This window comes from Paenibacillus sp. FSL R7-0302, from assembly GCF_038006885.1.
Classification (GTDB): domain Bacteria; phylum Bacillota; class Bacilli; order Paenibacillales; family Paenibacillaceae; genus Paenibacillus_AQ.
On the sequence record NZ_JBBOWB010000001.1, the window covers coordinates 3,860,920 to 3,876,108 of the forward strand.

General features: G+C 45.0%; 15 protein-coding genes. 1 reads left to right on the forward strand and 14 read right to left on the reverse strand.

The genetic code is table 11. From position 1 onward, the window contains the following. Positions 1–36 precede the first annotated feature (36 nt). Positions 37–816: a helix-turn-helix transcriptional regulator gene (locus MKY96_RS16865; RefSeq protein WP_340941794.1), complete on the forward strand. Its 780-nt coding sequence runs from the start codon at positions 37–39 to the stop codon at positions 814–816. Here the strand turns inward: MKY96_RS16865 and MKY96_RS16870 are convergent. The 14 genes from MKY96_RS16870 to MKY96_RS16935 are packed head-to-tail and all read right to left on the reverse strand — an operon-like array spanning position 777 to position 15,186. Then, positions 777–944: a hypothetical protein gene (locus MKY96_RS16870; protein ID WP_340941795.1), complete on the reverse strand. Its 168-nt coding sequence runs from the start codon at positions 942–944 to the stop codon at positions 777–779. The genes MKY96_RS16865 and MKY96_RS16870 overlap by 40 nt on opposite strands. Before the next feature lie 52 nt (positions 945–996). After that, positions 997–1,485, reverse strand: coding sequence for an LURP-one-related/scramblase family protein (locus MKY96_RS16875; protein ID WP_340941796.1), 489 nt, complete (start codon positions 1,483–1,485; stop codon positions 997–999). Positions 1,486–1,535: 50 nt separating this feature from the next. Beyond that, on the reverse strand, positions 1,536–2,246 hold the full coding sequence (locus MKY96_RS16880; protein ID WP_340941797.1) for a 2Fe-2S iron-sulfur cluster-binding protein: 711 nt from the start codon (positions 2,244–2,246) through the stop codon (positions 1,536–1,538). 16 nt (positions 2,247–2,262) lie between these two features. Beyond that, entirely contained in the window at positions 2,263–3,918 is a 1,656-nt protein-coding gene (locus MKY96_RS16885) for an FAD-dependent oxidoreductase (RefSeq protein WP_340941798.1), read from the reverse strand. A gap of 53 nt (positions 3,919–3,971) precedes the next feature. Continuing rightward, the gene (locus MKY96_RS16890; RefSeq protein WP_340941799.1) at positions 3,972–4,508 is read right to left on the reverse strand and encodes a hypothetical protein; all 537 of its coding nucleotides are present in this window, start codon (positions 4,506–4,508) and stop codon (positions 3,972–3,974) included. 29 nt (positions 4,509–4,537) lie between these two features. Next, positions 4,538–5,227: a 4'-phosphopantetheinyl transferase family protein gene (locus MKY96_RS16895; RefSeq protein ID WP_340941801.1), complete on the reverse strand. Its 690-nt coding sequence runs from the start codon at positions 5,225–5,227 to the stop codon at positions 4,538–4,540. A gap of 41 nt (positions 5,228–5,268) precedes the next feature. After that, entirely contained in the window at positions 5,269–6,504 is a 1,236-nt protein-coding gene (locus MKY96_RS16900; RefSeq protein ID WP_340941803.1) for an ABC transporter permease, read from the reverse strand. Then, positions 6,414–7,547 carry an ABC transporter permease gene (locus MKY96_RS16905; protein ID WP_340941805.1) on the reverse strand — a complete coding sequence of 378 codons (1,134 nt, stop codon included), beginning with the start codon at positions 7,545–7,547 and terminating at the stop codon, positions 6,414–6,416. Before MKY96_RS16905 ends, MKY96_RS16900 begins: the two co-directional genes overlap by 91 nt. A 29-nt stretch (positions 7,548–7,576) precedes the next feature. Further along, positions 7,577–8,500, reverse strand: a complete 924-nt coding sequence (locus MKY96_RS16910; RefSeq protein WP_076073545.1) for an ABC transporter ATP-binding protein — start codon at positions 8,498–8,500, stop codon at positions 7,577–7,579. 37 nt (positions 8,501–8,537) lie between these two features. Next, positions 8,538–9,359: a thioesterase II family protein gene (locus tag MKY96_RS16915; protein WP_340941807.1), complete on the reverse strand. Its 822-nt coding sequence runs from the start codon at positions 9,357–9,359 to the stop codon at positions 8,538–8,540. A gap of 20 nt (positions 9,360–9,379) precedes the next feature. Then, entirely contained in the window at positions 9,380–9,865 is a 486-nt protein-coding gene (locus tag MKY96_RS16920; RefSeq protein ID WP_340941808.1) for a hypothetical protein, read from the reverse strand. Positions 9,866–9,868: 3 nt separating this feature from the next. Further along, the gene (locus MKY96_RS16925) at positions 9,869–10,639 is read right to left on the reverse strand and encodes a hypothetical protein (protein ID WP_076073539.1); all 771 of its coding nucleotides are present in this window, start codon (positions 10,637–10,639) and stop codon (positions 9,869–9,871) included. A 49-nt stretch (positions 10,640–10,688) separates the two neighbouring features. After that, the gene (locus tag MKY96_RS16930) at positions 10,689–14,030 is read right to left on the reverse strand and encodes a thioester reductase domain-containing protein (RefSeq protein ID WP_340944605.1); all 3,342 of its coding nucleotides are present in this window, start codon (positions 14,028–14,030) and stop codon (positions 10,689–10,691) included. Between the two features lie 49 nt (positions 14,031–14,079). Next, positions 14,080–15,186, reverse strand: coding sequence for a 2-oxo acid dehydrogenase subunit E2 (locus MKY96_RS16935; protein ID WP_340941809.1), 1,107 nt, complete (start codon positions 15,184–15,186; stop codon positions 14,080–14,082). Between the last annotated feature and the right edge of the window lie 3 nt (positions 15,187–15,189).

A 15,189-nucleotide genomic window follows, 5' to 3' on the forward strand; every position in this document is an offset into this window, starting at 1 on the left:
CTATAATTAAGCATGTTTGCCGGGAGGAGAATGGAAATGGCCCTTATACACTATGTCGAGTGCAATACGACACACGCTTCGAATTTCGTTGTAGATGTCCCCGCCGGTGCGCATTGGCTCCTGGTCATTACCAAGACTCCGGCGCTATTCTGGGTGCATGGCGGACTCAAGCAATACCCTGCGCACAGCGTAGTTCTCTACCAGCCGCAGCAGAAGGTCTATTATCAGGCCTGCGCCGGCCAGTTCATCAATGACTGGATTCGTTTTGAATCAAGTGAGCCTTATATTACGGAATCACCGCTTCCCTTGGGCATTCCTTTTGCGCTTAGCGACCCTGACTATTGCCAAAAGCTGCTTGAGCTGCTGGCCACCGAGCATCATATGGGCGGCGACTGTAAGTCCTCTTCCATCGATCTGCTCCTGCGCGCGCTGTTCAACAAGCTGTGGGAATCCTATTTCCAGGACAATATTACCCCGCAATATTACAAGCTGCTGAAGCTGCGCACGTCCATTCAGACCAATCCCGGGGAGTACTGGACCGTAGCCAGAATGGCCGGTGTGCTGGAGATCAGTTCAGGCTATCTTCAGAATATCTACAAAAAAACCTTCGGATTCTCCTGTATGGAGGATGTCATTAACAGCCGCATCCGCATGGCCAAGGAATACCTCATCCACAGCACAGAGAGCATCGCTGATATCGCAGCACGGTGCGGCTATCCGAATGTGGAGCATTTCTGCCGGCAATTCAAGCAGGTGACCGGATATACACCGCGAAATTACCAGCGGCAGGCCAATACCGGGGCTTCGCCGCCGTAACTCCAGAGCCTGTCGGGAATTCCGGCATTTATGCAGACCAGATCATAATACTTGCCGACACACGGCCACCAGCACTTGGCCAGCACCGGTGCGAACTCGTGATCTTGCAGCACACCTTGCCCGTGCATGTCAAAGACCCTCTCCGCCCGGAGAGGGTCTAATTGAAAGGATTGTTAATCGCTACTGATTAGAAGCCGAGGCTTCATCACTCTTCACACAATCAATGGCGACCACAATCGCGATGATGATCGCCTCCAGCTCCTCATTCAACACCTCAACACTGTAGCTGTCGCCCCAAGTGAACCACTTCTTGCTCACTTCCCCGACGACCGCTCCGCGCTGCAAAACCTGGAAATCCATATCCCACCAGTTCCCGTGCACCTCAATATCCGCCGAATCTATCGAATAGCGCGCCTTGAAGAACGACAGCTCCTTCTTAATGGTGAGCACCTCACGGCCATCCGCTTCCACGAAGAACTTGGGCAGGAAGCTGAACACCTTCTTCGTAATCTGTGCAACTTCCCTTCCGCCTGCATTCATAATCGAGAAGGTCTTTGGAATCCGCATGAAGCTGCCCTCCACGTAATACACATCCTGTTCCCGCTCATCCTTCACCGTGAACTTCTCGCCTATGCTGAATACCTTTTGCTTGATGTAGAGTTGTTTCATGGTGTGTCCTCCGCTATCGTAGTTTGGTAATGTCATTCATCAGTTTCATCTTATCCATGCTTCCCAAACATATTCCACATTCCCCAGACCGATACTCTATTCATTTTGGAGATCGCCTCCACAATCGGAATGTCCATGGGGCAAACCTCCTGGCAGGCAAGAGATTTGGAACAGCCATCATATACTCTTTGGGTATATTGTTTTTTATAGGCTTTGTCCTCACTTAATAAGGTCAGATTAGTCATCGACATCGCAGAGGACATTCCAGTAAATAATTCACCCAGGCTATAATTGGGACAGACCTCCAGACAACTGCCGCACATCAGGCATTGGGACACTTCATATTGCAGCGTTAAATTGGCGGTTCTAACCTTTGCCGGCTCTTCCAGCCATAGCTTCATGTCCTTCATCACTTCGAACATTTGACTCCGGTCCACTGCCAAATCGCTTATGACAGGGAATTTACTTAGGGGATGAATCGTAATTTCATTGTTCTCTTGTACCAGATCATCGCAAAATAATTGGCAGGACAGTACCGGCTTCTCATTAACCACCATTGCACATGCTCCGCAAAGTCCCTGTTCACAGCTGCAGTCCCAGCGTATCGGCCGTTCTCCCTCATCCCTTTCGAGCATTTCACTATTCAGATTATTAATTAGAGTCCCTATGGATACATGTAATTCACCCGAGTATTCAAAATTCTGCCAGTACGCTTCCTTCGTTGCATCTTCCTGCCGCTTGATATTAATCCTGATACTCATAGTACTGCCTCTTTTCTTAATTAAACTCAATGCAGATACTATTATTCAGAAATACTGCATTCGTAGATTTCTTGAATTGTTTATCATTTTTTTCACTATAATCGATTCTCTGATGTGCCCCCCGGCTCTCTTTTCTGGCCAATGCCGACTCGACCATTCCCCTTGCCAATACAATATTGGCTGATAAAGTTTTGTATTCATAAAAATGATGATGATACCATGACTCTGCGGTGTCGTTGTTCATTTCCTCCAGCCTTTTTTTCGCTTCAAGCAGCTGTCTCTCTTTTCTATATATACCCATGGCGCCGTACATAAGCTCTGATAATTCTTGTTTGATCTGAAAATAGCCTTTTATAGAAGTGTTCGCCCTCTTCTCCCAATGCTGCAGCTCCTGTTTTGCTGTCTCCAGCTGCTGTTCACCTATTTTGTCTGCGGCAGCAGTATCCATTGGGCTGACCCTTAGAGAGCTTTCGGCTGCAACCCATCCTCCACAAATCGCGCCTAGTAACGAATTTCCGCCCAGTCTGTTTGCCCCATGATATTGAGCGGAGCATTCTCCTGCGGCAAAAAGTCTCGCCAGATTCGTTGTATGATTCTTATCCGTCTTGATTCCCCCCATAAAGTAATGAATCCCTGGAGCAACCGGAATGGGTTCCTTATACGGGTTGACCTTTAAGAATTTCGAACAGATGCTGACAACTTCGTCTAACTGTACATCAATAATTTCCGGGGACAGATGAGAGACATCCAAATAAACCTCCTGGCTCCCGTTAATGCCCAGCTTCATCTCATTACATACTTTATAGATACTCTGACTCACCACATCACGCGGCATTAATGCCCCATATCCCGGAAACCACTCCTCCATGAAGTACCAGGGCTGCCCCTCTCTAATGACGTACAATCTTCCTCCGACGCCACGTGCAGCCTCCGTAATCAGCATACGTTTGGAAGGGGTATGTACTGTTGTAGGATGATATTGAATCATCTCCAGATTGGAAAATTCGACCCCTTGTTCAAGCAGCATTCCTGCGGCATAGCCATCATTTAATCTGGAGCCGGTAGTTTTTCCGAAAACGCCATTCGGCCCTCCGACGGCCATAATCACTGCATCGGCAACCAGGCTTTTCAATTCGTTCGTGTTTTCGTGCAGCAGAACAGCACCCGCACATTCCTGGCCCTCTATTAATAGGGAGTGGAATCTCCAGCCCGTCAGCCGCTTGATTTGTCCTGCAGCTTCATATTTCCGGCATTTTGCTATAATAGCTGTGGCAATTTGTTTACCGGTACGCGCACCCGCGTAGGCAGTACGTTTCTTTTTTTGTCCGCCGAAATTCCGTAAATCCACTCTGCCCTTCTCATCCCGGGTGAAATTCACACCGATTTCTTCAAGCCAGCGGATGATCTCCGGAGCCCTCCGTACCAGATTAGCCACGGCTTCAGGGTCATTAAGCTCACTGCCTCCCCGCATGGTATCCGCAAAATGCTCATCTATCGAATCATCTTCTTGTTTGGTATTCAGGGCAGCATTAATTCCGCCCATGGCCATTACAGACTGCGCTCTCTCTGAATACGCCGGTGACACCAAGGTAACAGCTGCTCCTTCTTCCACAAGCTTCAGCGCTGCCGTCATTCCGGCCAGGCCGCTGCCCATTACAAGTATATTCTTCATCCGAATGCTGACACTCCTCTCTCTCCCTCAGACAACAAGGTTCACCCGGCTGTCTATGCTGCCCAGAACACAATTTGGGACCCCATATACATCACCAGCACCAAGGCTAAGAAGACATAGGTCCCTCTGATGAAGAGCGGGTAATGCTCCCGTTTTTTAATGACTCCCATGGATATAAAGAGTTTGGGTACACTGATGGCCATATGCAGACCTACAGTTAAGAGAAACAAAAACTCTGCTGAAACATAAATAATATTAAACATAGTCCCGTCTATCCGTTTACTTAATTCAATCACCAGGATATGCACCAATAAAAATATCCCTGTGAAAATACCCGTTGCGGACTGGATTACAGTGCCCATATTGAGCTGCGGATATTGCTTGGCTTGTTTATCCCTTTGGCGATTTTTCACCATCAGGAAGATCGCGGAAAGCATATGGACGGACATGACAATGGACAGAATTCCGCCGATTGTCATATGAATATATCCATACGGCATGATTCCTGCGTAATAGATACAGGCCACTATAAGATGTATCAAAAAAAACAAAGTGCTTAATGCTCCGGAAATCGCAACTATTTTCTTCATGCCAGGAACTCCTTACCAGATTTTATCCATTAACTTTCACTCTTAATATAGGCTACAAGGTCATGAAGTGATATTTTTTCCATATGGATATGATCAGGTGTGCTTACACAAACGGCAAGCCTGTAATTATCCTGCAGCCAGTAACGGTTAAAATAAACTCTATGGTCTTCTTGGGAGCAGAGCTGTACGGATTCTCCGTTAATCATGAAATAAAATGAGTTCAGCGGCTTACTCAGCCCGACGCCCAAAAACTTAATATAACTTTCTTTTAACGTCCAGTAATCATACAGCGAATGAACCTGCTCTCCTATTTCCCGAGAAATGATATCCTCATATTCTTTGACATGGAAGAAGCGTTTAGCAATATCCAAATCAATGTCCCGGATTTCTTCAATATCTATGCCAATATCCTCAGTATCCAATCCGCAGACTACATACTTTCCAGAATGAGATATATTGTAAAATACCTCATTCTGATCCTTTACATAAGGTTTTCCGTATGAATTTTTGTCAAATTCAATGTCTTTCATCGTAACTCCGGTTTTCTTGGCGATCATGAATCTGGCCAGCACTTCCCCGTACAAGGTTCTTTTTCGGTCTGCCTCAAATCTGAATTTGTGTAAGGCTTCCCTTTTGTCTGAAGCACATGCAGCCAGTAACGTCTGATAATCTTCAGCACTTATGGGGTCTTCGATATTAATATAATAGAGTTCTGCCATAGTTATATTCCTATCCTTGTCTAGTTGAATTCGTTGCCACTTTAGGACAGACTTCTGAATTTCTTTTCCCGCTTGCTGGTTATGATGACCGATATGGCTAGAATCACCGCTGCCATGCCGCCCAGTAAAGACGCCTTACCAGCTATATCCCCTAAGGTTAATCCTTGCTGTAAATCCAGAATACTTCCCATAGCCCATCTAGCCGGTGAAATATAGGAAATGGCATTGATTAATTTAGGAAACAGTTCCACCTGAATAAAGCAGCCGCCCAAAATAACAATCAGCAGGTTCGCAAAATTGGAAATCATGGAAGCAGCATCTGCCTCTTCCGTAATGGAAACATAGAATGTCCCCAAGGAGACAGCCACCATAGCCGTCAGGAAGAGAATCAAGAACAGCACACCGGGCTCCACGCCAATGGAGGTATTCGTGAAGTATTCCATGCTGAGGATTGCGGCCAGAATTTGAAAGGCGACAATGACCAAATTGCAGAGTACATTGGACAGATAATACATCCATACTTTAGCCGGAGAGAGGAAGATCCTGGAGTAAATATTGCGCTCCCTGTCAATATTAATTACATTCGCTATGGCCGAGGAATTGAAGAAAATAAACAAGATCAAAAAACCGACAAAGATATTGGAGTTGTTGTATTCCGTATACAAATCGTTAAGAGAGGTTTTCTCCACAAACTCAGAGCTGGCGATATAATTGCCTACCGCATTCTCGAATACAGCAGCATCCCCCCCTGAAATCTTGCCCAGGTTGCGCAAATTGAGCAAATGATTTTTGAGGATAGCCTGAAGCAACGTATATACATTCTGCTCTTCGTTTCCTTTCACCACAAGCTGCTCAATAGAATTATTTAACAACCCATCCTGGAATCCGCTGTGGATGACCAAAGCTGTATTTATTTTATTACTTTGAAAATTGGCCTCCACTTCATTCTCATTCATCTTGAAGACCTTGATGCCCTCCAGACCGTCAACAATTTGGGTGATGGCTTCCGAGGCCCGGGTTTGATCTCCATCCACAATACCCACGTTAACAAAGGTTGTCGAGTAACTGACCATTTTACTGGCAATGATTAAGACGATAATCGGAGTGATGGTCATTAACAGAAAAGAAATCGGTTTATGCATTATCGTAATTCTTAAGTTATTTTTTATTAATGCATAAAATGTTCTCATGCTCTTAATTCCTCCTTCTTTTCTTTGGCAACAACGATAAATAGACTGACGAATATTAAAAGGAGAAATATGGCAGAGCTTACCCATATCATTTGGTTGTCATGCGCGTAGGTACTTTTTAAAATACCAATATTCACCCATCGTAACGGGGAGACCAGCAAGACTTTGCCGAATACACCGTCCATATCGTAAGGAAATGGGGTATACGATCCCCCGAGAAAGGAGAAAATCGGCAGGATAATCACAGAAAGAATCACATCCACTTTGCCGCGCGCTTTTAATAATTGGGCCACTAACATGCCTAGAGCTACATTGAAGATGGCAAATAAAACAATATACAGGTACATGAATAAAGAATAATTGCCCCAGTTCACATCCAAGTAGGTTATTGAGAAAATAAAGGCTGGAATAAATACCACAAAGGCAAAAATAGAGTACGCGGCCAAGGAGGCAAGATAATACTTCACCCGGCTAAGTCCTGTAAGTAAAATTCTCTCTTTGATTTTGGTTCTTTTGTCCGTAAATAAATCCCCAATGGGAATCAGCATCATATACATCACCATAAGCGTTAATTCCACCACCCCATAGTAATCATAGGAGCTCATGGCACTTTTGGAGGGAATCAGTTCTACAGGCACTTCATACGTGGCATTATCCGCACCAATCAGTTCAATCGCTTTTTCCCCGTCAATTTTATAGGCTTCCTTAACCGTCTGGATGCTGCTGGCCACGCTTCGGAATAAGGCTACCACTCTGGCCGTATTTAACGGCTCCGATTCATTTCCGTAGACCAGGATCTTCTCCTTATCCAGGTGCACGAATACTTTTTTGTTCACCCGTGCCTCTTTTTTGCCTTCTTTCTCTGAGCCGGTGTAGCCCATTTTTATCCCGTAATCTTTTTCAATGGATACAGAGGCTGTGGTTAAGGCATCAATAACCTCGGCTGCCATTCCCTCCGATTGATTGAGCAATGCAACATCAACCATGGTCAGGTTTGATTTGTCTGAGAAGGCTCCGGTCAGAATCGAACCGATCAGAATCATTAAAAAGATAGGGAATATCATCAAGAATAATAACCACTTTGGATTTCTGATTTGATTTTTAATGATTTTCTTTATGATCTGAAACATATGATCTTCCTTTCCTCTAGACTCTATGGTCAGTCGCGTAACTTACGCCCTGTCAATGTCAGGAATACGGTTTCCAAAGTAACATCAGTGGTGCCGATACTTCTGATTTTCACATTTTTGCTGTTTACGTATGCAATAATTGCATTCAAATTATCATTTTCTTTTAACGACTCCACCTGGATCAGGTTGTCATTGATTTCCACATTAACCACGCCATCAATTTGGGAGATTGCTTCCTTATCCAGTTCAAGGGCATCATCCACAGTTAACTGCAGAGATTTCTTATCACTGATCAGATCTGTTAATTCTTTCTTTGTCCCCGAAGCAATGACCTGGCCTTTGTCAATAATGGCTATGCGATTACAGATCGCTTCAACTTCCTCCATATAATGTGTTGTGTAGACAATCGTCACGCCTTTCTCATTTAACCGCTGGACAGACTTCAGGATGTGGTTTCTGGACTGCGGATCAATCCCGACCGTTGGCTCATCCATAATAAGAATCTGTGGTTGATGGACCAAAGCAGTGGCAATATTCAATCGTCTTAACATCCCGCCGGAGAAGGTCTTCGCTTTTTTACGTTTGACATCGGACAGGCCGGTGAATTCCAAGGCTTCATCGATTCCATTCTCCAATTCTTTCCCTTTCAGTCCATACAGCTCACCAAAGAACTTAACGTTCTCATACGCAGTGAAATTATCATACAGGGCAATGTTTTGCGGGACAAAGCCAAGCTTTCTTTTCTCATCCTCCACCTTATTCCCGAATAGCCTGATGTTCCCCGATGTCGCATGAAGCAGGCCGCATACCAGATTAATCGTGGTACTCTTGCCGGCTCCATTCGGGCCTAACAGACCAAACACCTCACCTTTTTCAATGGACAGATTGAGTCCGTTTACTGCGGTATAGTCACCAAATTTTTTGACCAGGTTATCGATTTGAATCACATTCATCTTTCATCCTCCACTCTTTTTAAATGGCAAGCCGGTGTTATAGTGCCTCTCTTTGAGCTTGATCCGTAAGCCTATTCCCTATATCCATTAATTTATTACGCAGATGGAACAGAAGCATATTGGGATTATCCATAAAATAAAAATGGTTCCCCTGAAAGAGGGTGAGTGCGTATTTTCGGGTGGTGTATTTCTTCCATCCCTCTAGTTCTTTCTTAGTAGCAATGCTATCGCGGTTCCCGCCATAGATATCAAATGACACCGGGACGGCTTGCGCACTCTCAGGATTATACGTTTCACAAATTTTCATGTCTTTTCTAAAGGTAGGCAGGATTAATTCCAGAAACTCTCTGTTCTCACTGAAAGCGTCCGGGATTCCGCCAAGACTGATGATTCTATCCATAAATTCAGCGTTGCTTTTCAGATATAATTTGTCATTGCCGTCTTCTGTCAGACTCTCCGTGAACTTGTTCATATAGTTGGGTGCTTTCATGCTTGAGATAATTACATATTCCGGTAAAGGAAGCCCCTGTTTATATATTTTTTGCGTCAGCTCATAGGAGACCAGCCCTCCCATGCTATGCCCGAACAACACGTACGGCACATCAGTGTACTCTTTCATTTCCTGGAGTAATAGATCTGTAAGTATATCCACATTATCAATGGCCGGCTCCGTTATTCTGGCCCCTCTGCCAGGCAGCCTGACAAAGCAGGTCTCCACATCCCGCGGCATCTGCTCTTCCCAGTGCAAAAAGGTTGAAACATCTCCACCGGCAGGAGGGAACAAAAACAAACGTAATCTGATTTCGGACTTTTCAGCGTTTCTTTTGAAAAAAAACCATGGTTTAACCTCTTGTTTCATGTTATCCTCCACTCTTCTCATTAAGCTGCAAAATTCAGATAGGTGTTAAGGGTGTGGAATACCCCGAAGGTAATGGCGACCCCTACTCCCAAATGATCCCCCAGCCATTTCTCTGCTAAAGCGAAATACACGGACGGGAAGATGGACATCCCCATGAATACGAAAAAAGTCCCGCTGATCAAGGTATAGTCCATCCCGCCCGCAAAATAGCGAATCCATAAAGCGTAATAGAGCAGTAAAAATACGGCCATTCCAAACACATATTTGCTTTGCAATGACGGAGAGCTTTTGTTTACGCGAAATATTAATACAAGCATTAACAATATTTGGCTCGAACGTTCAATATAACTAAGGATTTCATACCTGTTGCCGAAGGCCGCCCCGGTTCCGGCAGTTCCGTTTACCGCAAATGCGTAAAATAACAGATTAGGAAGCAATACCAGCAAAAGAATAATCAGGCCCTTGAGAGAAAAGCCGAGCCTGTTTTTAGTTAAGGTTGGTTTCATCGTTTATGCCGCGCTCTTTTTTTGCTCCAGCAGGGTGGTAATGCTTTTTTCGAACATCGCTTTATTCTTTCTCATATCAAAGAACATCCAGATGTGATACACAGCTCCCATAATACCGCCGAGGAGAGCCGTAATCTGCATAACGGTCATCTGACCGCCATCGAAATAAATGATCGTATCCGTCATTGCAAAAACCATGGTGATGATCAAATCCAGTCCGACGATAATGCCCAAAATGTTGAGCTTGGAGGAGAAAACCTGATTTCTTTTGCCCAACAGCGAAGTCACCAGATACCATAATCCAAAGCCGCCAAACATCCAGATAAAGTCAGGGTCGAGCGGGAAAGCTGCTACTTCCAAGGCTACCCGGTACATTTCATTGCCTGTGGAATACAAAGTCATAACCTTCATAATAAATATTTCTCTCATCCACTCCAGGGACAGCAAGCCCGCGCCGCCATAACCAACAATGGTTACCCATTTGTAAAAGCCTTCCCATTCATAGCTTTTGGATCTCACTGTTGACACTGCCGTCGATATCCAGTAGATGGACAAGAAGCCGATCGCTACGAAGATATATCTCCATAAATGCGGAATAAACGGATGGGCGGCAATTTGTTCATAGAATTCCGTTCCTCTGTATTTCTCCGCCGGATCAATAGGCATCAGAATGCCTATTCCCATATAGAGCAAGCCTATGAGGAGCGAGACCCACATCCCGCTAGTGTACAGGCTCATTTTCTTTGCTGTAATTACATCCAATCTTTCCTTCATCATTGTTCCTCCTCATATAAAATCATATAATGTATACTTTTCTGATCCTTCACTTGACCTCAACGGGTAATTCAAAATACTTTGTCTTCACAAAGTAATCCAAATACCGGTTGAACACCTCCTCTCCTACCTCAGGGCATGTGATCGCAGTTTCACTCAAGCCTTTGGTAACATTGGTAATGTCATAGGTTATTTCCACATCCCATTCCCCCATATCTTCCGGAATGAACGGTAGCATAGCCTTGGTGGTATTCAGATAAGGATTCTCGGCAACTCTGTCCACCAACTCATCCTTCCACTGCTCATACGGCATTTTTTCAACCTTGAACCCGTACGAATTCATCCAGGTATACACTTGGTTTAGGGTGTTCATTTTACTGGCGACAATATGGAAGTTTTTGTTGCTTGATCCCGCTTGGGTGGACAATGCTACAATAGACTTGCTGACATAATCCACTGGAATAAATTCTATATTCACATTCTCCTCGAACAATACTCCTGCCTCTACACAGCTTTTGATCATAAGCCACATGATATCTCTGGTTTGACATGCCCCTGTGGTACTGGAGCCGGATATTCTGCCGACGCGGTAGATACTTACCGGAATGCCTCTCTCTTTGGCCAGAGCTATAATTCTCTCGCCAACCCACTTGCTCTGCTGATATCCCAGTACAAGCACCTCATGATCGGACGGAATGGTATCCTCGTATGCGATATAGCCGTTTTCGTGTGAGAGCGTAGAGAATACATAATGAGTTGACACATAATGTACCTGCTTCAACTTATGAGTGGATGCCAGACGTAAAATCTCCTGAACTCCCTGTACGTTTACATCTTTAATCTTGTTATAAGGCTCCATGAAATTAGTGATAGCGCCCGCATGATAGATAGCATCGACTCGGGCTGCCAATTCGTTGAAATCCTGCAGCTGTAGGCCGAGTAAAGGTCTGGCAAGATCACCCGTGCAGACTTCCATTCTGCTGCTGTAAGCTTCGTCCCATAAATGGTACATTTTCATATTAGCCACAACTCTGTCGTAGCCGCTCTGCACACTGTCCGCACGGACCAACAGCACCAGATGATAATCTGTCATAGCGATAAGCTCCTGTAGCAGAAATGCCCCAAGGAATCCCGTCACACCTGTCAAAAGGACGTTATGGACCCGGGTATGATCCCACGCTTGAAGTTCCTTTGCTCCGGTAATTTCCTCGTCCAGCCACACCTCATTTTTCAAGAATTCCCGTGTCTTATAGCGGAAATTACTTACGGCGGATTCATTGATATCCTGTTTATTTTGCTCGCTTTTGACCGCTTCAATATACATCGCCATTTGCTCAATGGACGAACTGTCGAAGAAAATCCGCACCGGCAGCATAATATCAAAGGCATTCTTGAACTTTACAATGAGCTGGGCCGCCATGATGGAGGTTCCGCCAAGCTCGAAAAAGTTATCCAAAACTCCCACTTTGTCAACGTTAAGAATATCTGCCCACAAGCCGGCGATTTTTTGCTCCGTTTCCGTTCTCGGCTGCATATATTCAACCTTAACGCCTGTTCTTGTTTTCATTTTCGAATCCGCAATCGCCCTCATTATTTCTTCAATAGACTGCGTATGACTAACCAGATCGTTAATTTGATCTTTTTCGGCTTCATCCAGCTTATTCCATCTATTGAAAATGAACTGGTAGGGGTCGAAGCTGCGGTCTGCCTTGTGCGGTTCGTCTGGAGTATCTGCTACTTTGTCTGCTTTGTTAGGATGGAGTGCTTCATTCGCATAATCCGCGAGCTTTTCACAAGAAATTGTCAGGGCTTCACCTGAGTGAACACGCTTCAAGTCCGTGCGGGTAATCCTGGCCAGAAACTGAGCCGCACTCTCATTCCTGCCGCTGGATTGATAGTGGAACACTATAGAGTCACACTGGTGTTCTCTAATTCTATGGGCTAATTCCTTCATTAAATGATATTCAACATTTTTACCGAGCACCCGGCAATTTAAGAGCAGAGCGTCAACCTTGAAGCTCTGCTTATCAACTGTCCCAATGATGGTACCGGCCGTACCGTAATCTCCAAATCTGTCTTGTACCTTTACGGAATAAATCAATTGATTATCCCCGTTAAGTGCTCCGATGATTTCTTCCTGTGTCCATAGTAACCCTGTCAGGTTGAAGTCTTTGGTATTATGGAGGATATGCTCGATCTTCTCGGCCTGCCGCTCATTGATTTCCCATAGAGTGACTTCCAGCTGGATGGATTGAAGGAATTCCTCCAGACTGTATTCCTCTGTGCTGTCTGCCAAGACATCTTCGCCATGGCTGTAATGGGAAGCTTCAGCGGATATATAATCCAGAATCCCCGAGGCCTCTACGCTCTGCATCCAAAGTGTAGAATCCTCCGGCAGCAGCAGCTGGCGTATTCCGCTTAAGTACAGCTCTTTCGTATCCAGTACAATGAATTGATCCAGTGAAACGCCATGTTCTCTATGTATTTGCAGGATTGCTTCTGTTATCGATTCACACTCACAGCTCATATACTTACATTCTTGCTTGGTGAGGATGAGATCTTCCCTGTCCAATATGGCATTCAATTGTCCTGGAGCGGATCTGGAACACAGCATGATTTCATTTCCCCAGCTTACAAGTTCCTGCAGATAGCTCTGAAATAAAAGATAGGAATCATCGGTAACCACTCTTTGCTCATCCAATTCATGAAGAACTGCGTGTCCTTCCTGTTCCTCTTGCTCACACAATAGGACATCCGCATCAAATACAAGGATATTGCGCTTATTTCTCAGATCCAGCTTGATGAGCCGGCTAATCTGTCTTGCAGCCTCTTTGTAGATGCTATTCACATAAGGAGCTTTGGCAAAAGCATACATGCCCATGTGATAGCTCTGACCTGCGCCGTATCTGCGGATCAGCTCTTCCCCGTCTGCCAGGTATATGCCTTCAACGACTCTAAGCTTATCTATCATCAACTTTCGCAGCATCATGGAAGTTTCCATTGCACCGTACATAATTTGCAGGTCACCGGCTCCCAGAGGCCTGTTCTCATAGACAGGGGGGAGCATAAAAATCAGCTTGCAGCGGAGTGCCGCCTTGGCATGCAGAACGGCCTCGATCAACATCGACAGATCAGCCTTGCATGAATTAAAGCTCTCTTTCCGATAGAAATCTTTCCGGCCTATCATATCTTCCAACCGGGTCCAGATGACTAAATAATCCGGTTTCTTCTGAAATAATAAGCTGTCCGGGTCCATGCACTGGGAAATAATCTGATTATAAGGTCCGGTTTCAATTTTGGACTGAAGCCCGAGTTCCTTGATCTCTTCTTCAAGATAGTCTTCCAGTAAATCAGCAGTGAAGCTGGACAATACATAAATATTGCGCGGCATGTCACTCACTATATCCTCCTCCTTCACTCTCCGCTTCCGGGCTCACACCTTACACATTGATCTCAAAATGTTCAATCTTGCTCTTCAGCCGCGCCAAAAATTCGACCGCATAGAATCCGTTCACTACACGATGATCGTACGCCAGGCCAAGATTGATATAGCTTCTTTCTGCCACTGTCCCTTCATTCAGGACCAATTCCTTCATTACCGCACCCACGGATATCATCCCGGTCTGTCCCGGCAGAATGATAGGAATAACGCTGACAACATCGGCGCTTGTATTCAGACTAATCGTTATCGTTCCGTCCATCAGATCCGTTTCAGCAAAACTGCTTCTTAATGCTTTATATTTATATTCCATCATTATTTCTGCAGTATGCTCAATCCTTCCAGCGTGTTCAGCTTTAATTACCGGAATGTAGAGACCTGTCCCCACATCGATGGTCACACCGACGTTGACTTCTGCAGCAGGAATAAATGTATCTTCATCCTTCAGCTTTCCGTACATCAACGGGAATTCATCCTTAATCGCTACCAGCAGCACCGGTAATACTTCTCCAAACCCCACAATGACCTCAAGCTGCTCACCGATTTCCCGCATTCCGGTTAGAGCTTCATCACAATATACTTTCATTAATAAAAATGCGTTTGGAATATTCGTATGCGATTGGGTTACTGTTTTAGAGACCTGTTTTTGATTCTTACTCAAGAGAATCCGGGACTCATCCCCATCGATTCTTTGCTTCAGCAGCTCTTCCAAGTCACTTAATTTAATCAATTTCTTATTTAAGGATGACAGCTCCTGCTGCGAAAATTGGTGCAATGCGGCAAACGCTTCTGCCTGATTGGAAAGTTTGTAATTGGCCGTGCTGTCTGCGGTGGCACTGCCCACGGATAATTCCTTGTATGTATTCATTTCTTGGAGGGACTCAAAAACAAAGGCAATAACCTCGCCGGTCCTCACATCGGTGTGTTCTTTCGCCGCAGGATAAAAATAGCCGTCTGCTTCACATTCGACATCAATAGCTGCCTTGGAGGTCTCTAAGGTGGTGATTAGATCACCGGAATGAATGAATTCGCCCTCAGCGCAATAAAAGTTCTGGATCAAGCAGCTGTTATCATTCGCATTTAACTGTGGAACAACAATTGGTCTCATACC

Coding starts and splice junctions, on each gene's coding strand:
- MKY96_RS16865 (WP_340941794.1), top strand. CDS start 37: ATGGCCCTTATACACTATGTCGAGTGCAATACGACACACGCTTCGAAT.
- MKY96_RS16870 (WP_340941795.1), bottom strand. CDS start 944: ATGCACGGGCAAGGTGTGCTGCAAGATCACGAGTTCGCACCGGTGCTG.
- MKY96_RS16875 (WP_340941796.1), bottom strand. CDS start 1,485: ATGAAACAACTCTACATCAAGCAAAAGGTATTCAGCATAGGCGAGAAG.
- MKY96_RS16880 (WP_340941797.1), bottom strand. CDS start 2,246: ATGAGTATCAGGATTAATATCAAGCGGCAGGAAGATGCAACGAAGGAA.
- MKY96_RS16885 (WP_340941798.1), bottom strand. CDS start 3,918: ATGAAGAATATACTTGTAATGGGCAGCGGCCTGGCCGGAATGACGGCA.
- MKY96_RS16890 (WP_340941799.1), bottom strand. CDS start 4,508: ATGAAGAAAATAGTTGCGATTTCCGGAGCATTAAGCACTTTGTTTTTT.
- MKY96_RS16895 (WP_340941801.1), bottom strand. CDS start 5,227: ATGGCAGAACTCTATTATATTAATATCGAAGACCCCATAAGTGCTGAA.
- MKY96_RS16900 (WP_340941803.1), bottom strand. CDS start 6,504: ATGGGTAAGCTCTGCCATATTTCTCCTTTTAATATTCGTCAGTCTATT.
- MKY96_RS16905 (WP_340941805.1), bottom strand. CDS start 7,547: ATGTTTCAGATCATAAAGAAAATCATTAAAAATCAAATCAGAAATCCA.
- MKY96_RS16910 (WP_076073545.1), bottom strand. CDS start 8,500: ATGAATGTGATTCAAATCGATAACCTGGTCAAAAAATTTGGTGACTAT.
- MKY96_RS16915 (WP_340941807.1), bottom strand. CDS start 9,359: ATGAAACAAGAGGTTAAACCATGGTTTTTTTTCAAAAGAAACGCTGAA.
- MKY96_RS16920 (WP_340941808.1), bottom strand. CDS start 9,865: ATGAAACCAACCTTAACTAAAAACAGGCTCGGCTTTTCTCTCAAGGGC.
- MKY96_RS16925 (WP_076073539.1), bottom strand. CDS start 10,639: ATGAAGGAAAGATTGGATGTAATTACAGCAAAGAAAATGAGCCTGTAC.
- MKY96_RS16930 (WP_340944605.1), bottom strand. CDS start 14,030: ATGCCGCGCAATATTTATGTATTGTCCAGCTTCACTGCTGATTTACTG.
- MKY96_RS16935 (WP_340941809.1), bottom strand. CDS start 15,186: ATGAGACCAATTGTTGTTCCACAGTTAAATGCGAATGATAACAGCTGC.